At 63.7% G+C, this 19,753-nt stretch carries 28 protein-coding genes and 1 tRNA gene; 19 read left to right on the plus strand and 10 right to left on the minus strand.

Annotated elements, in window-relative coordinates:
- The first annotated feature begins 190 nt into the window (after positions 1 to 190).
- Together raiA and ptsN are read left to right on the plus strand one after the other, a co-directional pair.
- On the plus strand, positions 191 to 775 hold the full coding sequence (raiA, locus tag ABLE71_RS05760) for a ribosome-associated translation inhibitor RaiA (protein ID WP_348782397.1): 585 nt from the start codon (positions 191 to 193) through the stop codon (positions 773 to 775).
- A 74-nt stretch (positions 776 to 849) separates the two neighbouring features.
- The gene (gene ptsN, locus ABLE71_RS05765; protein ID WP_348782398.1) at positions 850 to 1,314 is read left to right on the plus strand and encodes a PTS IIA-like nitrogen regulatory protein PtsN; all 465 of its coding nucleotides are present in this window, start codon (positions 850 to 852) and stop codon (positions 1,312 to 1,314) included.
- Between the two features lie 77 nt (positions 1,315 to 1,391).
- On the opposite strand, the gene ABLE71_RS05770 is transcribed toward ptsN, so the two are convergent.
- Together ABLE71_RS05770 and ABLE71_RS05775 are read right to left on the minus strand one after the other, a co-directional pair.
- Positions 1,392 to 1,646, minus strand: a complete 255-nt coding sequence (locus tag ABLE71_RS05770) for a DUF1150 family protein (protein ID WP_348782399.1) — start codon at positions 1,644 to 1,646, stop codon at positions 1,392 to 1,394.
- 97 nt (positions 1,647 to 1,743) lie between these two features.
- The gene (locus tag ABLE71_RS05775) at positions 1,744 to 2,169 is read right to left on the minus strand and encodes an Hsp20 family protein (RefSeq protein WP_348782400.1); all 426 of its coding nucleotides are present in this window, start codon (positions 2,167 to 2,169) and stop codon (positions 1,744 to 1,746) included.
- Positions 2,170 to 2,299: 130 nt separating this feature from the next.
- On the opposite strand from ABLE71_RS05775, the gene ABLE71_RS05780 reads away from it, so the two are divergent.
- Positions 2,300 to 3,241, plus strand: coding sequence for a nucleoside hydrolase (locus ABLE71_RS05780; RefSeq protein WP_348782401.1), 942 nt, complete (start codon positions 2,300 to 2,302; stop codon positions 3,239 to 3,241).
- Positions 3,242 to 3,267: 26 nt separating this feature from the next.
- Here ABLE71_RS05780 and ABLE71_RS05785 read toward each other — a convergent pair whose 3' ends face one another.
- The 5 genes from ABLE71_RS05785 to ABLE71_RS05805 all read right to left on the minus strand — a co-directional run bounded on the left by ABLE71_RS05785 (position 3,268) and on the right by ABLE71_RS05805 (position 7,029).
- Positions 3,268 to 3,867 (minus strand): DUF922 domain-containing protein, encoded by a 600-nt coding sequence (locus ABLE71_RS05785; protein ID WP_348782402.1) that lies wholly within the window; start codon positions 3,865 to 3,867, stop codon positions 3,268 to 3,270.
- Between the two features lie 2 nt (positions 3,868 to 3,869).
- Positions 3,870 to 4,484 (minus strand): LysE family translocator, encoded by a 615-nt coding sequence (locus tag ABLE71_RS05790; RefSeq protein ID WP_348782403.1) that lies wholly within the window; start codon positions 4,482 to 4,484, stop codon positions 3,870 to 3,872.
- Between the two features lie 67 nt (positions 4,485 to 4,551).
- Positions 4,552 to 5,454, minus strand: a complete 903-nt coding sequence (locus ABLE71_RS05795) for a ribokinase (RefSeq protein WP_348782404.1) — start codon at positions 5,452 to 5,454, stop codon at positions 4,552 to 4,554.
- A gap of 95 nt (positions 5,455 to 5,549) precedes the next feature.
- Positions 5,550 to 6,437, minus strand: coding sequence for a bifunctional helix-turn-helix domain-containing protein/methylated-DNA--[protein]-cysteine S-methyltransferase (locus tag ABLE71_RS05800; protein ID WP_348783669.1), 888 nt, complete (start codon positions 6,435 to 6,437; stop codon positions 5,550 to 5,552).
- A gap of 103 nt (positions 6,438 to 6,540) precedes the next feature.
- Positions 6,541 to 7,029, minus strand: coding sequence for a DUF2244 domain-containing protein (locus ABLE71_RS05805; RefSeq protein WP_348782405.1), 489 nt, complete (start codon positions 7,027 to 7,029; stop codon positions 6,541 to 6,543).
- Positions 7,030 to 7,051: 22 nt separating this feature from the next.
- On the opposite strand from ABLE71_RS05805, the gene nth reads away from it, so the two are divergent.
- The gene (gene nth, locus ABLE71_RS05810) at positions 7,052 to 7,831 is read left to right on the plus strand and encodes an endonuclease III (protein ID WP_348782406.1); all 780 of its coding nucleotides are present in this window, start codon (positions 7,052 to 7,054) and stop codon (positions 7,829 to 7,831) included.
- Here nth and ABLE71_RS05815 read toward each other — a convergent pair.
- Entirely contained in the window at positions 7,828 to 8,271 is a 444-nt protein-coding gene (locus ABLE71_RS05815; RefSeq protein WP_348782407.1) for a DUF2214 family protein, read from the minus strand. The two genes, nth and ABLE71_RS05815, sit on opposite strands and share 4 nt — an antisense overlap.
- Positions 8,272 to 8,468: 197 nt before the next feature.
- On the opposite strand from ABLE71_RS05815, the gene ABLE71_RS05820 reads away from it, so the two are divergent.
- From ABLE71_RS05820 to ABLE71_RS05840, 5 genes are all read left to right on the plus strand, one after another.
- A complete protein-coding gene (locus ABLE71_RS05820; RefSeq protein WP_348782408.1) occupies positions 8,469 to 8,987 on the plus strand; it encodes a GNAT family N-acetyltransferase in 519 nt (172 codons plus the stop codon).
- An 85-nt stretch (positions 8,988 to 9,072) separates the two neighbouring features.
- Positions 9,073 to 9,450 (plus strand): metalloregulator ArsR/SmtB family transcription factor, encoded by a 378-nt coding sequence (locus tag ABLE71_RS05825; RefSeq protein WP_348782409.1) that lies wholly within the window; start codon positions 9,073 to 9,075, stop codon positions 9,448 to 9,450.
- Positions 9,447 to 9,980: an SRPBCC family protein gene (locus ABLE71_RS05830; protein ID WP_348782410.1), complete on the plus strand. Its 534-nt coding sequence runs from the start codon at positions 9,447 to 9,449 to the stop codon at positions 9,978 to 9,980. Before ABLE71_RS05825 ends, ABLE71_RS05830 begins: the two co-directional genes overlap by 4 nt.
- 78 nt (positions 9,981 to 10,058) lie before the next feature.
- Complete coding sequence (locus tag ABLE71_RS05835; RefSeq protein ID WP_348782411.1) at positions 10,059 to 10,538, plus strand: SRPBCC domain-containing protein; 480 nt, start codon at positions 10,059 to 10,061, stop codon at positions 10,536 to 10,538.
- Between the two features lie 86 nt (positions 10,539 to 10,624).
- Positions 10,625 to 11,209, plus strand: a complete 585-nt coding sequence (locus ABLE71_RS05840) for a dihydrofolate reductase family protein (RefSeq protein ID WP_348782412.1) — start codon at positions 10,625 to 10,627, stop codon at positions 11,207 to 11,209.
- 13 nt (positions 11,210 to 11,222) lie between these two features.
- Here ABLE71_RS05840 and ABLE71_RS05845 read toward each other — a convergent pair whose 3' ends face one another.
- The gene (locus ABLE71_RS05845; protein ID WP_348782413.1) at positions 11,223 to 11,840 is read right to left on the minus strand and encodes a TetR/AcrR family transcriptional regulator; all 618 of its coding nucleotides are present in this window, start codon (positions 11,838 to 11,840) and stop codon (positions 11,223 to 11,225) included.
- Between the two features lie 91 nt (positions 11,841 to 11,931).
- On the opposite strand from ABLE71_RS05845, the gene ABLE71_RS05850 reads away from it, so the two are divergent.
- The 9 genes from ABLE71_RS05850 (at position 11,932) to ABLE71_RS05890 (ending at position 18,536) form a co-directional block, all read left to right on the plus strand.
- On the plus strand, positions 11,932 to 13,002 hold the full coding sequence (locus ABLE71_RS05850) for a spermidine/putrescine ABC transporter substrate-binding protein (protein ID WP_348782414.1): 1,071 nt from the start codon (positions 11,932 to 11,934) through the stop codon (positions 13,000 to 13,002).
- A 111-nt stretch (positions 13,003 to 13,113) separates the two neighbouring features.
- Positions 13,114 to 13,956 (plus strand): ABC transporter permease, encoded by an 843-nt coding sequence (locus ABLE71_RS05855; RefSeq protein WP_348782415.1) that lies wholly within the window; start codon positions 13,114 to 13,116, stop codon positions 13,954 to 13,956.
- The gene (locus ABLE71_RS05860) at positions 13,956 to 14,738 is read left to right on the plus strand and encodes an ABC transporter permease (protein WP_348782416.1); all 783 of its coding nucleotides are present in this window, start codon (positions 13,956 to 13,958) and stop codon (positions 14,736 to 14,738) included. The genes ABLE71_RS05855 and ABLE71_RS05860 overlap by 1 nt, the downstream gene beginning before the upstream one ends.
- Positions 14,735 to 15,799, plus strand: a complete 1,065-nt coding sequence (locus ABLE71_RS05865; RefSeq protein WP_348782417.1) for an ABC transporter ATP-binding protein — start codon at positions 14,735 to 14,737, stop codon at positions 15,797 to 15,799. Before ABLE71_RS05860 ends, ABLE71_RS05865 begins: the two co-directional genes overlap by 4 nt.
- A complete protein-coding gene (locus ABLE71_RS05870; protein WP_348782418.1) occupies positions 15,799 to 16,554 on the plus strand; it encodes an MBL fold metallo-hydrolase in 756 nt (251 codons plus the stop codon). Before ABLE71_RS05865 ends, ABLE71_RS05870 begins: the two co-directional genes overlap by 1 nt.
- Before the next feature lie 163 nt (positions 16,555 to 16,717).
- A tRNA-Arg gene (locus ABLE71_RS05875) sits at positions 16,718 to 16,794 on the plus strand.
- Positions 16,795 to 16,941: 147 nt separating this feature from the next.
- On the plus strand, positions 16,942 to 17,115 hold the full coding sequence (locus ABLE71_RS05880) for a helix-hairpin-helix domain-containing protein (protein ID WP_348783670.1): 174 nt from the start codon (positions 16,942 to 16,944) through the stop codon (positions 17,113 to 17,115).
- Positions 17,116 to 17,137: 22 nt separating this feature from the next.
- On the plus strand, positions 17,138 to 17,836 hold the full coding sequence (locus tag ABLE71_RS05885; RefSeq protein ID WP_348782419.1) for a dienelactone hydrolase family protein: 699 nt from the start codon (positions 17,138 to 17,140) through the stop codon (positions 17,834 to 17,836).
- 4 nt (positions 17,837 to 17,840) lie between these two features.
- Complete coding sequence (locus ABLE71_RS05890) at positions 17,841 to 18,536, plus strand: phosphoribosyltransferase (RefSeq protein ID WP_348782420.1); 696 nt, start codon at positions 17,841 to 17,843, stop codon at positions 18,534 to 18,536.
- Positions 18,537 to 18,667: 131 nt separating this feature from the next.
- Here the strand turns inward: ABLE71_RS05890 and ABLE71_RS05895 are convergent, their stop codons facing one another.
- On the minus strand, positions 18,668 to 19,030 hold the full coding sequence (locus ABLE71_RS05895) for a CapA family protein (RefSeq protein ID WP_348782421.1): 363 nt from the start codon (positions 19,028 to 19,030) through the stop codon (positions 18,668 to 18,670).
- A gap of 239 nt (positions 19,031 to 19,269) precedes the next feature.
- On the opposite strand from ABLE71_RS05895, the gene ABLE71_RS05900 reads away from it, so the two are divergent.
- A complete protein-coding gene (locus ABLE71_RS05900; protein WP_348782422.1) occupies positions 19,270 to 19,710 on the plus strand; it encodes a DUF2267 domain-containing protein in 441 nt (146 codons plus the stop codon).
- Positions 19,711 to 19,753 lie beyond the last annotated feature (43 nt).

Consider the following 19,753-nt stretch of genomic DNA (forward strand, 5'->3'; position numbering starts at 1 on the left):
GACTAGAAGCCCGCCCGCATGGAACGGGCCGCCGACCCGCCCGTTTAGGTACCGTCTGGAGACGGCTTGTGATCAACCGGAAAGTTCGGACCAGAAATCGGCCCTGAGGCCGCTGCGAAGCTTGTGCCCATCGCCCACGGGTATAAACTCCAGGACATCCAGAGTCTGAACAGGGAAGGTCAATAAGAAGATGAGCCTGCGGATATCGGGAAAACATATGGAGATCGGCGACGCGTTCCGGTCTCGCATCGAGGGCCGGATTGGCGAAACGATCGAGAAGTACTTCGGCGGCGGGTTTTCCGGACACGTGACCGTCGAGAAATCGGGGCCTAGGTTCTCCGCCGACTGCGTCATCTTCCTTGACACCGGCATGGGGCTTCAGGCAACCGGCCACGCCTACGATCCGCAAGCCGCTTTCGAAGCCGCCTCGGACCGCATCGAAACCAGAATGCGCCGCTACAAGCGCAAGCTGCGCTCCTATGACAACGCCGCCAATGGCCGCGACGAGGACATCGCCTACCGCGTCATGGCACCCGCGGTGGCGGAAGGGGAGGAAGACGAGGAGGTGTCGGAGGACTACGCGCCGGCCGTCGTCGCGGAATCAACCCTCTCTCTCAAGACGATGTCGGTTGCCCGCGCCATCGTCGAACTCGACGTCAAGGACAGCCCTGTCTTCGTGTTCCGGAACGCCGGCAACGAGCAGGTCAACATCGTCTACCGCCGAGCCGACGGCAATATCGGCTGGATCGACCCGTCCACAGCCATGACTGCCTAGAGACAACCAGCATCGCCCGGCCCGCACCAAGGAAGGTGGCGGCGGATAGCGGCGAAGCACAAGGATTTATTGGAATGGATCTCAGCGATCTCGTCGATGTGCCGGCAATCATGCCAGGACTAAAGGCCAATTCGAAGAAGCAGCTGCTGCAGCTGCTCGCCGAGCGCGCCGCGTCGATCACCGGCATTCAGGAGCGTGAGATCTTCGACACCATCCTGCAGCGCGAGCGGTTGGGCTCAACCGGGGTCGGCAACGGCATCGCCATCCCGCATGGCAAGCTCGCCGGCGTGAAACGCATCACCGGCGTCTTCGCGAGGCTCGACACGCCGGTCGATTTCGAGGCGCTGGACGACGAGCCGGTCGACCTGGTGTTCCTGCTGCTTGCGCCGGAAGGGGCTGGCGCCGATCACCTGAAGGCGCTGTCGAGAATCGCCCGCGTGCTGCGCGACGGCGAGACGGTCGCCAAGGTGCGCGGGACCCGGGACGCCACGGCCATCCACGCGCTGCTGTCCGACACTCAAGGCTCCAAGGCGGCCTGACAGCATAGCGGCTTCCAGTCGTCGAAAAGGGCGGCCTTAGCCGCCCTTTTCCTTGAATTCAGCGGATGCCGACGGAATCAGTGGATGCTGACCGGAGTGAGGTCGTTCTCAAACGCTCCTGCGATGGCGCGCTCGCGCGCATCGGAAATCAGGATCGGCTGGCCGTTTGCCGCAAACAGGGCCCAGAGCTTTGTGCCGGGCGCGATCTCGGGGAGGCCCGGGAACTTTCCGTTCAACTCCTCGCCGCCCATCTCGCGCAGATACGCGACCGTTCCTTCGCCGAGATGGGCGAGGTCGGCCTCGGTGAAGCGGGTTTCGTCGTGTCTAGTCATGCAAGCCTCCTGATTGCGGAGCGTCCCAACGGACCAATCCGCCTTAGAGCCAAAAGTTCCGATTCGTCGCCGGTGCGGATTCGGAGCAAGACCTGGATCAGTCTTTCACCGAAATGTTTATTTTCCGTACCAGCCTTTCCGGTTCGGGCCGGTCGAGATCGATCGCCAGCAGACCGTTCCTGAGTTCGGCTGCGGTCACCCGCATGCCGTCGGCAAGCACGAAACAGCGCTGAAACTGCCGGGCGGCAATGCCGCGGTGTAGATATTCACGTTCCGTCTCGTCGGTCTGGCGGCCCCGCACCACGAGCTGGTTCTCCTCGGTGGTGACTTCGAGGTCGTCCTCAGCGAAGCCGGCCACGGCGAGCGTGATGCGCAGGCTTTGCCCCGTGCCGTCGGCGCCGCGAAGTCGCTCGATGTTGTAGGGCGGATAGGAATCGCCGGTTTTCGCCAGACGCTCCAGCGTCTTTTCCATGGCGTCGAACCCAAGCAGATGCGGGCTCGAAAACGGCGTCATACGGCTCATGTAACAGCGTCCTCTGCGAGCGACATAAAGGGGAAAAACCCGAATGGCATTTTTCCCGCTGGTGCTGATATGGTCCGCCCCGCCGTCGAGTTCAAGAGTTGCGGCAAGCCGCATCGCCCAAGGAAATGAAATGCCCGAAAGCAGGAAGATAGTCATAGACACCGACCCCGGTCAGGACGATGCGGTCGCCATACTTGTGGCGCTTGCGAGCCCGGAACTGGAGGTGCTCGGCATCACCGCGGTCGCCGGCAACGTGCCGCTGACGCTGACTGAGAAGAACGCCCGCAAGATCTGCGAACTCGCCGGCCGGCCAGAGGTCAAGGTGTTCGCTGGTGCAACCCATCCGATGGTGCGCAGCCTCGTCACCGCCGAGAACGTACACGGCAAGACAGGCCTCAACGGACCTGAACTGCCGGAACCCGAGATGGCGCTGCAGGCACAGCACGCCGTCGACTTCATTCTGGAAACGCTGATGCGCGAAGAGAGTGGTTCGGTCACGCTCTGCGCGCTGGGACCGCTCACCAACATCGCGCTGGCGCTGGAGCGCGAGCCGAAAATTGTGCCGCGCATCCGCGAGATCGTGCTGATGGGCGGCGGCTTCTTCGAAGGCGGCAACGTCACGCCCGCTGCCGAGTTCAACATCCATGTCGACCCGCACGCGGCGGATGTCGTGCTCCGGGCCGGCATCCCGACCGTGATGATACCGCTCGATTGCACGCACAAGGCGCTGACCACGTCGAAACGCGTCGAGGCCTTCCGCAAGCTCGGCACTAGACCCGGCGTCGCCACCGCCGAGATGCTCGAATTCTTCGAGCGTTTCGACGAGAACAAATACGGGACCGACGGCGGGCCGCTGCACGACCCCTGCGTCATCGCCTACCTGCTGAAGCCCGAATTGTTCTCCGGCCGCCACATCAACGTAACGGTCGAGATTGCCTCGGAACTGACGATGGGCATGACGGTCGCCGACTGGTGGGGCGTCTGCGACCGGCCGAAAAACGTCACCTATATGCGCGACGTCGACCATGAGGGCCTTTTCGGGCTTCTGGTCGAACGGATCGGGCGGCTGTAGCGGCCACATCTAGGAGACGACGCGCCCTATCCGCCATTCACCAGATTGAGGATGAGCTGGTGCACGGCGCCGCCTTCGCTGAGTTCGACGCGGTCGAAGTCGCGGCTTTTCTGACGCTGCGTCTGCGAAATCTGTGCGAGGCGTTCCGTCATCCGCGCCCTGATTTTCTTGCAGTTCGGGTCGCCCGGCACGGACAGGCCGACGGTGAACGCCTCGATCTCCCTGACCATGGCGACGATCATCTCGCCATGCACGCGCTCGTGCCGGCGCACCCCGTCGATGAAGGTCTGCCAGTTGGCGGCGATCGGTGCCGGCAGCTTTTCGGACGGCTTCGGCAGATGATAGCTGATGATGAGTTTTGGCCGCGCCGAGACGAGCGTGCAGGCGCCGTCGGTCTGCGGCCGGTAGTCGCGCGACCATGTCAGCTTGAAGTTGGTAAAGGCGATCGCCCGGCCGATGCCGGCCTTTGGTCCGTGCTCGCCGATCGACGCGTAGAGTTCGGGCCCGGTTTTTCCGGTGATGGAATAGGGCTCGATCTTCTCGACCGGCTTCCATTCGGCCTGCGCGGCGACAGGGGCCGATGCGAGACAGGCCGCCAGCAGGCAGGCCGCGATGCGGTACGCCACGCCTACTTCGCCCGCGAGAAGGCGAGCCAGACGCCGCCGCCGATAAGGAAGCCGCCGCTGATGCGAGACAGAAGCCGGACGCGGTTCGCCGAGAGCATGTTGCCGGCGCGGCCGGCGACCAGCGCATAGGCCGAATCCGACATGGCTGCAAAGACGAGCGCCGTCGCGCCCATGACCGCGATCTGCAGCGCATAGTTTCCGGCGGGGTCGATGAATTGCGGGAAGAAGGCGCCGAAGAAGATCAGCGTCTTCGGGTTGCTGACGGCGACGAGGAAGCCCTGCAGGAAGAAGCCGCCGCGCGGGCGGGCGGGCGCCTCGCCGGGCGCAAGCCGGCCGCTGGAGCGCAGCATCTGCCATCCCATCCAGATGAGATAGGCCGCACCGAGCAGCCTCAGCAGCTCGAACCAGTGGCCCATCGCCTCGATGATCGTGGTGAGCCCGATGCCGGCGATGGCGATCATCAAAGCGATGCCCGCCTGCGTGCCGGCGACATTGGCAAGCCCGGCGCGGGCGCCGTGGCGCATGCTGGATGCGATGATCAGCGTGACGGTCGGCCCGGGCACCATGATGATGACGATGCAGGCGGCGAGATAGGCGGCATAAAGTTCGAGCGACATTCTTCTCCTCCGACAAGGGAGGTCGCATGATGCATTGCGAAACGCCTCTGTCCAGAGGCCGCCTGCTTCACGCCTTGGCTAAAGCCTCGTCAACCTCCCTGGCGTGCGGGATCGCCGGCTGCGCGCCGGGTTTGAGGCAGGCGAGCGAGCCTGCCGCGGCTGCGCGGGCCAGCGCCATTTCGAGCGGCAGTCCGGCGGCGAGGCCCGCGCCGAAATAGCCGCAAAACGTGTCGCCGGCGCCGACCGTGTCGACCGGCGTGATCTTGAGAGCCGGCACGGCGAATTCGCCTTGAGGCGAGGCGGCGACGACTCCCTCGCTGCCGAGGGTGACGATTATGGTGCGGCCGGTGTTCTCGGCAAAGGCGCGCATGCGCGCTGCCCGGTCTCGCCCCGAAAGCTTCAGCGCCTCCGTGTAGAGGTCGAACTCGGATTCGTTGCTGACAACATAGTCTGCCATAGGCAGCAGCTTGGCCGCCTCGGCACGGAAGGGCGCGGTGTTGAGCACGCTCACCGCTTCGGCCTGGGCGGTGGCCGCAAGCGAGGCCTCGACGGTGGCGAGCGGGATTTCGTGCTGCAGGAGCACGACCTCGCCTTTGGCGAAACGCGCCTTGGCAAGATCGCCGGCGAGCACCGTGTCGTTTGCGCCGGGCACCACGACGATGACGTTCTCGCCCTCGCCGTCGACGAAGATGAGCGCGATGCCGGTGGCGGCGGCCGCTTCGCGGACGCCCGACAGTTGCACCTTGCCCTCCTTGAGACAGGCAAGCGCCTCCGTGGCGAAGCCGTCCTTGCCCACCGCGCCGATCATGCGCACCTCGCTGCCGGCGCGCGCCGCCGCAAGCGCCTGGTTGGCGCCCTTGCCGCCGGGCGCGGTGCGGAAATTGCTGCTGCGCACTGTCTCGCCGGGCGCAGGCAGCCGGTCGACGGTGGCAATGAGGTCGAGATTGATGGAGCCGACGACGGTGATCAAGAAAAGGCCTCCCGGTTTTTTGCGGGAGGCTAGCGTATCGGCGATGGAACCGAAATCAATTTTCGTCGGGCCCGGGTGGTCCCAAGTGGGGCAGGTCAGGCCGACGCTTGCCCGGCCTCCCAGCCCAGGATCGCCCGTTTGCGGGTCAATCCCCAGTGATAGCCGGTGAGCGCACCGGATTTGCCGAGCGCGCGATGGCACGGCACGACGAAGGATACCGGATTGGCGCCGACCGCCGCACCCACGGCGCGCGACGCCGACGGCGCGCCGATCTCGGCGGCGATCGAAGAGTAGCTGCGCGCCTTGCCCATCGGGATCTTGAGCAGCGCCTGCCAGACGCGGACCTGGAAGTCCGTGCCGATGAGCACGACGCGCAGCGGCTGGTCGGGCCGCCAGCGGCCGGGATCGAAGATGCGCGCCGCATAGGGCTGGGTGGCGGCCATGTCCTCGACATAGGTCGCGTTCGGCCAGCGGCCCGACATGTCGGCGAAGGCTTCGCGCTCGCCGCCCGGATCGTTGAAGGAGAGGCCGGCCAGCCCCCGGTCGGTGACCATGATCAGAGCAACGCCGAAAGGCGAGATGTGATAGCCGTAGCGGATGACCAGGCCTTCGCCGCGTGTCTTGTAGTCGCCGGGCGACATCGCCTCATGCGTAACGAAGAGGTCGTGCAGGCGGCCGGGGCCCGACATGCCGACCTCGAAGGAGGCTTCGAGCAGCGGCATGCCGCCGTCGAGCAGTCTTCGCGCGTGGTCCAGCGTGACGGCCTGCAGGAAGGCCTTCGGCGACAGCCCCGCCCAGCGCGTGAAGAGCTTCTGCAGGGCGGTCGGCGACAGGCCGACGTCGCCCGCGAGTTCTTCCAGCGAAGGCTGGTCGCGATAATCGAGGCTGATCTTCTCGATGACGCGGCGGACAGCCTCGTAGTCGCTTCCTTCGGGCGTGATGTCGTGCTGGAGGACCGGGGATATCGGCATGCGGGCATTCATAGGCATAAGGGCGTTCATGGCAATGTCTCCTTGAACGCGAATATCGGGCTTCGAGGACGCGTTCTCCACCCGTTTCCTGCAGACTCGAATTTAGTTCCCGCCGTCAGCGGGATTTTGCCGTCGCCAGCGCGCGAGAGAATGCGGCAGCGAAGCTCTCGCGGTCGTCGGGGTTGAGGAAGCCGCCGATCGGCACCGAACGCCCCTGCCCCTCGACCGCCATGCTGACAATGCCGATCTCGTCATGGCGGGCTATCGCGAATTTCGCCCAGAACGGATTGAAGCGGTGCGCCTCCGAACGGCCGGAAGGCGCGATCTTCCTGATGTCGAGGCTGGTGCGCGAGACCGAAACTTCCTCGCGCGCACGGGCGGCGCGATAGTTCAACTTGAAGCAGACATAGACCAGCAGCACGTCGAGCCCGAGGAAACCGAACACCGGCCATGCGCCCTGGCTGAGGAAGATGGCGCCGGTGGCCAGCCAGCCGAACAGCAGCGCGCCCATCAGCATGGCGAAGCCTTTGCGGCCAAGCGAACGGTGCGGCGTGAGCAGGGCCTGGAAGAAGGGTTCGTCGGCTGCGGCGTTTGTCTCGCTCATGGCGCCCGATTATAGAAGGGCCATGAAAAACCCCAAGCAAAAAGCGGCCCGCGCGTCAAAGTTGCGCGACGGCTCCAACGCCATGCGCCGGCCGCGCCCGGTGCGGCCCTTCTCGCTCTATACGCCGGCCGAGGTGCATGAGATTTTCCGTCGCTTCTCGGTACAGCGGCCGGAACCGAAGGGCGAACTCGAGCACGTCAACGCCTTCACGCTGCTTGTCGCGGTCGTGCTGTCGGCGCAGGCGACCGACGCCGGCGTCAACAAGGCGACGCGCGCCTTGTTCAAGGTGGCCGACACGCCGCGGAAGATGCTGGCGCTGGGCGAGGTGAAGCTCGGCGAGCATATCCGCACCATCGGCCTGTGGCGGGGCAAGGCGAAGAACGTGATCGCGCTTTCTGAGGTGCTGATTCGCGATCATGGCGGCGAGGTGCCGGGCGACCGCGAATCCCTGACCAAGCTGCCCGGAGTGGGGCGCAAGACCGCCAACGTCGTCCTGAACATGGCGTTCGGTCAGCCGACAATGGCTGTGGACACGCATATCTTCCGGATCGGCAACCGGCTGGGCCTGGCGCCGGGCAAGACGCCCGAAGAGGTCGAGCAGGCCCTGATACGCGTCATTCCGCCTGAATACAGGCGCCATGCGCATCACTGGCTGATTCTGCACGGCCGCTATGTCTGCAAGGCGCGAAAGCCGGAATGCGGGCACTGCGTGATCGCCGACATCTGCAAGGCGACGGTCAAGACCAACAGCATTCCGGCGCCGCTGGTCGAGCTCAGGCCGGAGACCCTGCCAGCGCCCTAAGCGCCGATGCCGCGGGCCATGGCGGCGGCGAAGACCAGCACCAGCGCGAGGAAGGCAACCTCGCCCTTGATCCATGAGCGCACCGCCAGGATCTCGGCTTGCGGCACCGCGCCCGTTCCGCTCCTGCGCCAGGCGATGATGCGCATGGTCGGACGGATCGAGAGAAGGCCGACGATCACGAAGGCCACCATCTTGCCCCAGAAGGCATGGTTGCCGACGTAATATTCCCAGCCCTTCAAGCCGAACACAACGCGGCCGACGCCGACCACGACGACAGCCATGGCGACGCCGCCATAGGCTCCATCGATGCGGCCGAGCAGACCGAGGTTTTGGCCGGCGAGCCCAGGGCGGACGAGCACCAGTTCCGCGGCAAGGATGCCGGCGAGCGAGAAAACCAGGAAGTGATGCAGGATGGCGAGGAGGAGGTCGACGATTTGCATGCGGGCGTCCTCTGGCTGTTGGCTGCAGGATCGTACATCTAGTTAATAGCTGCGGTGGCCGCGAGCACCATGACAACTGCCATCAGTTGCCAGAACAGCCGCCGCAATGCTGTGCCTGCCGTGCAACGCGAAGCGTCGTGGCCCTATCCTTCGAGCCGGTCGTGGCCGAGTCTGACGCGAACGACAGCGGTGAAAGCATGACCACAGCGCCAATCATCGAGACCGAACGCACGATCCTGCGAGCGCACAGGCTCGACGACTTCGAAGACTATGCGGCGATGTGGGCCGATCCCGTCGTTACCCGCTTCATCGGCGGCAAGCCGAGAACGCGCGAAGAAAGCTGGATACGTTTCCTGCGCCATCCCGGCATGTGGTCGATGATCGGCTTCGGCTTTTGGGCGGTCGAGGAAAAGGCCACCGGCCGCTTCATCGGCGAGGCGGGATTTCATGATTTGAAGCGCGATATACAGCCGTCAATCGAGGGCAGGCCGGAAGCTGGCTGGGTGCTTGTCACTTCCTCGCACCGCAAGGGCCTTGCCACCGAAGTGGTGCGCGGCGTGTTCGGCTGGGCTGAGGGTCGACCGGGCTTCGACAGGACGGTCTGCATCATCGATCCCGAAAACGAACCGTCGCTCGCCGTTGCGCATAAGCTTGGATACCGGGAGATCGCCCGAACGGCCTATCACGGGCAGCCGACCATTCTGCTCGAGCGCTGACGCAGCCCGCATAGCCTTCTCATGTCTCGGTGAAATATTCAACCAAACGGTTGACCTTCCGATTCACCTGTGTATATTCAACCCTATGGTTGAACTTCATACCCATCAACTCGACACTGTTTTCCACGCACTCGGCGACCCGACGCGCCGGCAGATGCTCCGCCAGCTGACGGACGGCGAGCGCACGGTAAGTCAGCTCGCCGAGCCGTTCTCCATCTCGCTCGCGGCCGCATCCAAGCACATCAAGGCGCTGGAGAACGCCGGGCTGATCCGGCGCGAGGTGCGCGGCCGCACCCATTTGTGCCGCCTCGATCCAGGCCCGCTGGCCGACGCGCATGAATGGCTGCGCTTCTACGAACGCTTCTGGACCGATCGTCTGGACGCCCTCGAACGGCTGCTGCGCGAGGAGGACGCGCGCAAACGATCCGAAACCAATCCCGGCCCGAAAGGAGACGACCAATGACCCGACTCGTCACCATCGACGCTTACGGCGTCCTGACCGAACCGGCCACGTTGAAGATCCAGCGCGTCCTGCCCGGCCCCATCGAGCGCGTTTGGGCCTACCTCACCGACGGCGACCTGCGCCGCCAGTGGCTGGCCGGCGGCCGGATGAAGATGGAGGCGGGCGCGGCCTTCGAGCTGGTCTGGCGCAACGACGAGCTTTCCAGTCGCCCCACAAGGCGGCTGGCCGGCTTCCCCGAGGAACAGCGCATGAAAAGCCGCATCACCGAACTCGATCCGCCCCGCAAGCTTTCCTTCACCTGGCAAGGCAGCGGCGACGTCACCTTCGAGCTGGAACGGCAGGGCGACGAGGTTCTGCTCACCGTCATCCATCGCCGCCTGCCGGATCGCGACACGCTGATCAAGGTCGCCGGCGGCTGGCACATGCATCTCGACGTCTGGGAGGCCCGCGCCACAGGCAAGGAGCCGGAGCCGTTCTGGGAAGGCTGGAGCCGCCTGCGCGAGGAATACGACCGGCTGTTGCCCGCGTAACCCAGCGCGTCGGCGAAACCCGCCGGCGCATCACCACAAACCGATCTGGAAACTCGTGTCTAAAAACAGGAGACGACGATGCACGACCAAAACTTCACCACGGCCTTCACGGTCGACTGCACTCCCGAAGAGGCCTTCGCCGCCATCAACGACGTCCGCGGATGGTGGTCGGAAGATATCAAGGGCCGTACCGAGAAGGCCGGCGACATATTCAACTACCGCTACAAGGACATCCACCGCTGCACGATCAAGATCAAGGCTTCGGTCCCCGGCGAACGGGTTGTCTGGAATGTCGTCGACAACTATTTCAACTTCACCGAGGACAGGACCGAGTGGAAGGGAACCGACATCGTCTTCGACATTTCGAAGAAGGGCGGCAAGACCGAACTCCGCTTCACGCATGTAGGCCTGATTCCGGAATATGAATGTTTCGACGTCTGCTCCGACGGCTGGACCACCTACGTCAACGGAAGCCTCCGCTCACTCATCGCCACCGGCAAGGGCCAGCCCAATGTCGGCGAGCCGATGAACGAATCCGAGCGCGCGCTCGCGCTCTGAAACGCAGTGTTCTTCTCCTCTGAAAAAGTTCGCGGATCGTGCGCCGCCCGTCCGGGCGGCGCACCTTCGCCTGCAAAGGATTTGTCATGCGCAAGCTGATTGCCGGAATGAAGGTCTCCCTCGACGGGAAGGTGGAAGGGCCGGAAGCCATGGCCGACTGGGTGGAGGCATGGTCGGAGGACTACGGGCTCATGGAAGAAATAGACGCATGCGTGCTCGGCGGAGGCATGTATGGTGGCTACGAGCGCTACTGGACCGGGGTCCAGGACGAGCCCGACAAGCCGGCCTGGATCACCGGCGCGCCGCCGACGCCCGCCGAGCGCGCATGGGCGGACTTCATCAGGAGGACGCCGCACTATGTGCTGTCGAGCACGCTCGACCGAGCCGCGTGGCCGAACACGACGTTTCTGCGCAGCACCGGCGAGGTCGCCGCTTTGAAGCAGCAGTCCGGCAAGAACATCTATCTCGTCGGCGGCGCCCGCACGACGGCGAGCTTCATCGACGCCGGGCTCTTGGACGAACTGAGGCTCCTCGTCTACCCGCTGGTCGTCGGCGACGGAAGAGCGCTTTTCGGTACGACGGAGCGGCGGCATGCGCTGGAATTGCGCAAGGCCGAAAGCCTGCCCGACGGCCGGATCAGCCTGGTCTACGCACTCGGCCGAGCCGGCTAAGCTTACGTTCGCATCAGATCGCCGCGATGGCTCCGACCAGCACCTTGTTCTGGCGCCGGATCGCGGCGCGCAGTTGCGCAAGCGGCATAGCCTCCTGCTTCACGAACTCGATGAACATCATGTTCATGTTGTTGAAGATGATCTCGCCGGTCGCCCGCACGTCAGTCTCGGGCCTGACGAGGCCGAGGACTTTCAGCCGCTCGACGAGTTCGCAGGTTTGGTCGGTCAGCCCGCGATCGAGTGCGGCATAGGTCTGGCCGAACGGGCTGTCGGGCTGCTGCGTCGAGGTCGCCATCGCCTGCCGCCACATCTCCTTCGAGAGATAGATCAGCGAGTGGTCGATATAGATGCCGATCAACGTGTCGATCGCGTCGGCGACGTTTCTGGGCGGCGTGGCGACGACGCCGCGCCCGGCGTTAAGCACCTCGTTGACTTCCATCGAGACGATGGCGACGAGAATATCCCCTTTGTTGCGGTAATAATTGTAGATCGTGCCGACCGAGACCTCGGCCTCGGCCGCGATTGCCTCGATCTTGGCGCCGTCGTAGCCGGATTGGCGAAACAGTGTGGCCGCCGCCTCGATGATACGGTGGTGCCTGTCCGCCCGGTTTTTCGCGCGCAATCCGCTCATGCGCGCGAGACTGCCTCGAATCTGGAATTGACTCAAGTTTGGAATTGGTTCAATTTTTTGCAGACAGCTAAACGGCAATGGGAGCAATACGATGAAATCCATCTTCGCGAAGCACGTCCGCGCCTCCGCCCTGGCCGCAGCGGCGCTCGCCATCGTGGCCGCCGCGTCGCCGGCGCTCAGCCAGGAACTCAACGCCTTGATCTGGTGCGATCATGCCGATCCGGCCCTGCTGCAGCCATTCGAGGAAGCCAATGGCGTCAAGGTCAACATCAAGGAATTCGAGGGTACCGGCGCCGGCCTGGCTCTCGTCGAGCAGTCGCAGCCGGGAGACTGGGACGTCATGGTGATCGATTCCATCGACGTGCCGCGCGGCGTCGAGAAGGGCCTGTTCGAACCGCTGCCGGAGGACCAGCTCCCCTTCGCAGATCTCTTCCCGGAAGTGAAGATGGACGCTTCCACCGTGGTCGACGGCAAGCGCTACGGCATCACCGAGAAGTTCGGCTACAACACGATCGGCTTCAACAACAGCAAGGTCGATGTCGCCGACATGCAGTCGATGGCGGCGCTGACCGACGAAAAATACAAGGGCCGCATCGCCATCTACGACTATTATCTGCCGGTCGTCGGCATGGCGGCACTGTCGCTCGGCAAGAAGACCGCGGAACTCACGGAGGCCGACCTGCCTGCGATCCGCGAGGTGCTGATGAAGATGAAAGCCAACGCCAAGCTGGTCGGCGAGGTGACCGCCAGCCAGACCGCGCTCGCCACCGGCGAGGTCGACATTCTGGTCGGCGGCGGCGAATGGGTGACGGCCGGGCTGGCCAAAGAGAATCCGGCGCTCGACTTCTCGATTCCCAAGGAGGGCGCGGTGCTGTGGTCCCAGGCGCTCGCCATGTTCAAGGATTCCAAGAACAAGGAGCTGGCTCTGAAATTCATCCAGTACGTGCTCTCGCCCGAGGGTCAGGCGCGGCTCGCCACCTCGTCGTGCTACTGGGGCATGCCGGCCAACAGCAAGGCTGCGTTGACCGACGAACAGAAGAAGACGCTGCGCTTCGACGAGCAGCCCGGATTCCTCGCCCGCGCGCAGGCCTATCCGGCGCCAGACGCGGATCTCGACAAGAAGATGCAGGATATCTGGACGGAGATGCTCCAGGCGCAATAGAGCGGTGCCTGGCCCTTCTGGCGCGCCCCGCCGGTGGATTCTTCCGTCGGCGGTCGCTTCGGCTGGCCGGAACAGCTTCAATATCGTCCAACATTGCTCTAAACAAAATCCGTGAACGATTCGTCGCCTGGCCGGCTCTTGCCCTGGGCGCTGGTCACTCCAGCGCTTCTATGGACCCTCGTTTTCTTCGTGCTCCCGTTCATCGCGATGGCCGTGCTCAGCCTCTCCGAACATGGCGGGGGCGCCGCGACGCTGGAGAACTACCGCCAGTTCTTCAACAATCCGAGCTACTGGCGCGCGCTGGTCAACTCGCTCGAAGTGACGCTGACGGTGACCGCCATCTCCGTGCTGCTTGCCTATCCTTTCGCATGGATCCTCGCCGAGGTCGTGCCGCCACGCCTGCAGCGACTGGCCTTGGTGCTCGCGATCCTGCCCTTCTGGACCTCCTATGTCGTGCGCTCCTACAGCTGGCTGCTGGTGCTGGCCCAGAATGGCGTCGTCAACCGCGCGCTGACTGGGTCCGGCCTGGCTGACGCGCCGATGCAGCTTGCCAACACGCGCACGGCGACCGTCATCGGGTTCGTGCATTTCTTCGTCATGCTGCTGACCCTGACGATCTTCGCCAACCTCAAACAGCTCTCGCCGAGCTATCGCCGCGCCGCCGCGGACCTCGGCGCCGGGCCTGTCAGGACCTTCCTGCATGTCATCCTGCCACTGACCCTGCCCGGCATCATGGTGGGCGCGTTCCTTACCTTCGTGCTCGCCATCGGCGACTACATCACGCCGCAGATACTGGGCGGCAACAACGAGCTGTTGATGCCGCAGCTGATCATGATGCAGATCGGCCGGCGCGGCGATTTTCCGCTGGCGTCCGCACTCGCCATCATCCTGATGGCCGTGGTGACGCTCGCTTATCTCTTTTGCGCACGCTGGCTGAAGGTCGAGCGGGCCTGATGCGCGCGCTGACCAAAATCCTCGTCTCGGCCTACGCGCTGACGATCTACGGCTTCATCTTCCTGCCGGTCATCGTGCTGGTGCTGTTCTCGCTGCAGGCAACCTCCTTCCCGATCCCGCCATTCACCGGCCCATCGCTGCGCTGGTACGAGGTCGTGCTCGGCGACCAGCGCCTGACCTCGGCGCTGTTCAATTCCGTGCTGGTCGCGCTTTTCTCGTCCATTACCGCCGTGGCGCTGGGCTTCCTCGCCGCCTGGGGTTTTGCGCGCTACCACCTGCCGCGCGCCGCGATCCTTCGCGGGCTAATCACCCTGCCGCTCACCGTCAGCTACCTGATCATCGGCATGGGCCTGCTGATCCTCTTCAACGCCGCCGGCGTCCCGAAATCGCTCGCGGCCGCCGGCATCGGCCATGTAGTGATCAACCTGCCGCTCTGCTTCGCCATCATCTACAGCCAGATGGGCGATCATCAGGTGAACCTCGAGCGCGCCGCACGCGATCTCGGCGCGCCGGAATGGAAGGTACTGTTCCTCGTCAGCGTGCCTGTCATGTGGCCGGCGATCTTCGCCAGTTTTTTCCTGTCGATGACCTTTTCCTGGGACGAGTTCGTCATTTCGTTCCTGCTGACGCGCTTCGACACCACGCTGCCGGTCGAGATATGGAACATGCTGCGCTCCGGCCTCAATCCGCGCACCAACGCGGTCGGTTCGCTTGTTTTCGGCGTCTCGGTCGTGCTCGCGTTGTTGCTCGAACTCGCTTTCCTGCGAAGGAGCCGCCAATGACCGGCCCGCTGGTCGAAATCCGAAAGATCTCGCACAGCTTCGGCCGCCAGAAGGCGCTCGACGAGGTATCGCTGAACGTCGAGCCGGGCAGCTACACGGTCCTGCTCGGGCCGTCGGGCTCCGGCAAGACGACGCTGCTGTCGATCCTCGGCGGCTTCGTGCACCCAAGCGAAGGCAACGTCTTCATCCGCGGCAACGACTTCACCCGGATGCCGCCGGCGCAACGGCCGACCGCGACCGTCTTCCAGGATTACGCGCTGTTTCCTCACATGACGGTCGGCAACAATGTCGGCTTCGGCCTGAGGATGCGCGGGATCCAACGCGCAAGGCGCATCGGGCGGGCGCGCGAGGCGCTGGCGATGGTTGGCCTTGCCGACAGCTTCAACCGGATGCCGCACCAGCTTTCCGGCGGCCAGCGTCAGCGCGTGGCGCTGGCGCGCGCGCTGGTCGTCGAGCCGGCCGTGCTGCTGCTCGACGAGCCGCTCGGCGCGCTCGACCTGAAGCTGCGCCGCCAGATGCAGGACGAACTGAAGGCGCTGCAGAAGCGCGTCGGCACCGCCTTCATCCATGTCACGCACGACCAGGAGGAGGCGATGGCGCTGGCCGACCATTGCGTGGTGATGAACCACGGCAGGATCGAGGACCAGGGACCGCCCGAGCGCGTCTATTCGCGGCCGGCCTCCCGCTTCAGCGCCACCTTCATGGGTGAATCGACACTGCTCTCCGGCAAAGTGCAGGATCTCGGCATGGACGAGATCAGGATCGAGACGCAGGTCGGGCTGGTTTCCGTCGAGGCGGCCGGCGAGCCAGGCTTCGACGTGTCGCTGGCGATCCGCCCGGAGCACATCACGCTCGAGCCGCAGGGCGCATCCGTCTCGCTCGGCGAAGCAAAGGTAGTCGATGTCGTCTTCCAGGGCAGCTTCAAGCGCGTCTCGGCCGTTTCGATCAAGAACCCGGATGTGACCTTCATCGCCAAGGCTCGCTCCAACCAGCCGGTCGCGGTCGGCGATACGGTCGAACTGCACGCCGCGCCGGCCGACATGATCCTGCTGTCGCGCTGATGCAGGAGATTTCGCCGGCCGCGATCGACGCAACGCGCTGGTACGAGACCGTGCGTATGGGCGACGGCGTGACGCTGATCCATGAGCCGTGGATCAAGCCCTTCTTTCGCTGCAACATCTGGCATGTCAGCGGGCGCGATCGCGCCCTCTTGTTCGACAGCGGGCTTGGCCATTTCAGCCTGAAGCGCCACGTGCCGCTGGTCAGCGAGAAGAAGCTCGTCTGCGTCGCCAGTCACACCCATTTCGACCATATCGGCTGCCATCATGAGTTTCCCGACCGCTGCGTGCACCGGGCCGAAGCCGCTATCCTCGCCGATCCGAGGAATGACTGGACCCTCGCCGACCGCTACGCGACCGAAGAGATGTTCATCGTGCCGCCCGCCGGCTGGGACTCGGCGCGCTACCGGATCGAGGCCGCGCCGGCCGGGCGCATCCTGGAAGCCGGCGACGTGGTCGATCTCGGCGACCGCGCCTTCGAGGTGATTCACACGCCCGGCCACTCGCCGGGCGGCATCGCGCTCTACGAACGGGCGAGCGGCATCCTGCTTTCGGGCGACATCGTCTATGACGGCCCGCTGATCGACGACGCCTACCATTCCGACGCAGGCGACTATCTGGCGACGTTCGAGACGATGCGCGAGCTGAACGTCGCGGTCGTGCATGGCGGACACTTCCCGAGTTTTGGCCCGACCCGCTACCGCCAGCTCATCGACGAATATCTGGAGCTGAAACGCAAGCCCGGCTGCCATCTGTGAGCCGGACGTACAACGCCGAATTACGGTCTCGCCCTTGCGGGGTTCCCCTGCCGCCGCCTCCTTGCGTGCTCAGTGACGCAAAACGCCTCGCGCCCGTTGAAGCGCCCGGCCAGTTCGGCTATGAGGGGCGGGCTTTCCGGTCTTGCCGGGATCGTTCCGGCATGCACCCGTAGCTCAGCTGGATAGAGCGCTGCCCTCCGAAGGCAGAGGTCACAGGTTCGAATCCTGTCGGGTGCGCCAGCAAACTACTGATTTTGTTTAGTTAATCGGCTTTCCACGAGCACTGCCGTCGCGCTGAGAACCTCGGGGTAACACCCGGGTAACACGGAACGGGTATTTCGAGGTGCGTGAGGCACTTTGGCACTCGCCGAAACAATGGCTCCTGCAATGCCGATTGTGACACCTGCCTCTGAAATCAATCTTGCGGTGGCAGGCATGCTTCGCGACTATGCCGATCTGCTTCAGGAACAGGGGGAGGATGGATTTCGCTGGCGCGCGTGCCGCCAAGCAGCCGACGTCGTTGCCGAGCTTCCGCGTAGCGTCGATTGCCTAAGCCACTAAACCCAATTTCGCGTGAAGAGCCATGAACCAAGGCGTTAAGGAAAATGTCGACAACACGTCGTACCCAACTCGGGTCACCAATGTTTCGATACCGCCGTTGAATTTGGCCGGATCGCTGCGCTCTCCACCTGAGCCGCGGGGCATCGTTGTCTTTGCTCATGGGAGTGGCTCCAGCCGGCTCAGCCCTCGAAATGTGTATGTGGCGGAAGCACTCAATCGCTTCGGATTTGCCACCCTGCTTTTCGATCTGTTGACGGAGGACGAAGAGGGCGATCGATCCAATGTTTTCGATATCCCGCTCCTCGCGGAACGCCTAGTCGCAGTGCTGACATGGATATCGGCGGAACCGCAGACTGCCAAACTGCGGATTGGACTGTTCGGCGCAAGCACAGGCGCCGCTGCTGCGCTTGTGGCCGCGGCTTCACTCGGACACAGGGTCAGCGCGGTGGTATCGCGCGGCGGGCGACCGGATTTGGCGGCTTCCGCGCTCGAAGAAGTTCGCGCGCCGACACTCTTGATCGTCGGCGGCAACGATCATGAAGTACTTATACTCAACAGAAAAGCTCTGACTCGTCTCGCCGGTCCCAGGGAACTCAGGATCATTCCGGGTGCAAGCCATCTTTTTCCCGAACCCGGTGCGCTCGACGCAGTTGTGGCCGAGGCTGGCGCGTGGTTTCAGCGCTATCTCCTGTCCGCAACGCGCAATGCTGGAGGAGACTGATCCCATGTCGTTCGCCGATCGCTCCGAAGCGGGGAAACGTCTGACCGAGGCGCTCAAACATTATCGAGGCAAGAATGTCGTCGTGCTGGCTCTGCCCCGAGGCGGCGTCCCTGTCGCGGCGGAGGTGGCCGCGTACCTGAACGCGCCGCTCGACCTGCTGCTGGTGCGCAAGATCGGAGTACCGACCCAGCCCGAACTTGCCATGGGTGCTGTGATCGATGGTGACAATCCCATCGTGGTACGCAACGATGACGTCATCCGCCTTGCCTGGGTATCGGCGGCTGAGTTTGACAGGTCGTGCCAAGAAGAACTCGCCGAAATCGAACGCCGGCGTCGCCTCTATGTTGGTGATCGCCACCCTGTCGGCGTCGAGGGACGGATAGCGATCATCGTCGATGACGGGATCGCAACGGGCGCGACCGTCCGGGCCGCGATCCGCGGCCTGAGGCGACGCAAGCCCAGCAGCATCGTGGTGGCGGTTCCTGTGGCCCCGCCGGATACGATCGAGGCTTTGAGGAAAGAGGCCGACGATGTCGTCTGCCTTGAAATACCCGAATTCTTTCAGGCAATCGGCCTTTACTATCGCGATTTCCGGCAATTGAGGGATCAGGACGTGATCGCCCTTATGGACGCCGCACAGACAAGGGTAGCTGCGGGAACTCCCTCCACGAGAGATAAATCGGGGCCCAGGCATTCCTGACATGCGGCGTGGCCTCGGCCCGCGATGGCCGTCACCGCTGGGAGCGGCCAACGATTTCCGCGACGGCTAGGGCATGGGGTTGTGCCGCTCCCGCGACTTGTCGGCAGCGGACCTGCCTGCCGAGGCCGAAATTATCCACATTGAGAGCGAACAGCTGAAAGTGATAGTGGTGGATGCCATGTCCCTTGGGCGGGCATCCGATGCATTCGATAATTGATCCCCTTGGCTTCCGGTATGCCGTCGGCGGTGATGCTGGTTTCAAGGTTGATGATTCTGAAGTCGGGTTCTCGCCGATCCATTTCATCCAGGGCATCGCCCCAAATGTAGTCGAAAGGCACGGCCCTCGGAATTGGGCCGGACTTGCGTTCCGCAAGAGTTACGTATCCGAGCGCGGACTGGAGATGAGGCTCATGAAGCGCTGGATCGCAGGGGCGCGGCATGATCTGGTCGATGCCGCGGCCGGTCATCACGTCACCGCAAAGAAAGAGCCTCATCGATACCGACCTCAATGCCGATGGTCTACGGGCCGCAAACTCTATTTGAAAAGAATGGCATCGGACCACATGAATGGCGTTGATCCTCATCAATGCACCAGCTGTCCTCCCGAACGTGCCCTCTGAACCGCGCATACGCATCTTTTTGCCTCGGGCAGGCCGTCTTGATTGAAATCAAGACCTTTCACCGGTGAGGGGCGTATCTGGAGATGGATTGTTTCAGGACTGAGGAGGTCGTCATGAGTGACACGCAACTTCCGGTACTCGATCACACAATCCAGCAAACGAATTTGTGGCTGAAGAAGCTCATGGTGGGACACCATTTCCAAACCCGTCATGATGCCTACAGTGCGCTGCGAGCGGTGCTGCATGCCTTGCGGGATCGCCTCACGCCGGACCAAGCAGTCCATTTCGGCGCGCAGCTTCCGATCCTTGTCCGGGGCATATATTACGAAGGTTGGCACCTCGCCGGAAAGCCGACGGACGATCGCCAAGTCAACGAATTCATTCAGCGAGTTGCCGCAGAATTCCCACCGCAATTTCCCCGCGATGCGCTCGCCGTAACGCAGGCGGTGTTCGACCTTCTCTTCCAGGAAATTGATCCAGGCGAGACGGCAAAGATCATCGACACGCTTCCGGTTCCGCTGAGAATCTTGTGGCCTTCTGCGGCTCAACGCTAGCCGGGTCGTCGTGCGATTGGCCACTGAGAAAAACACAGGAGTC

Origin of the sequence: Mesorhizobium sp. KR9-304, assembly GCF_040049215.1 — a bacterium.
In the GTDB taxonomy this organism is placed as follows: Bacteria; Pseudomonadota; Alphaproteobacteria; order Rhizobiales; family Rhizobiaceae; genus Mesorhizobium_K.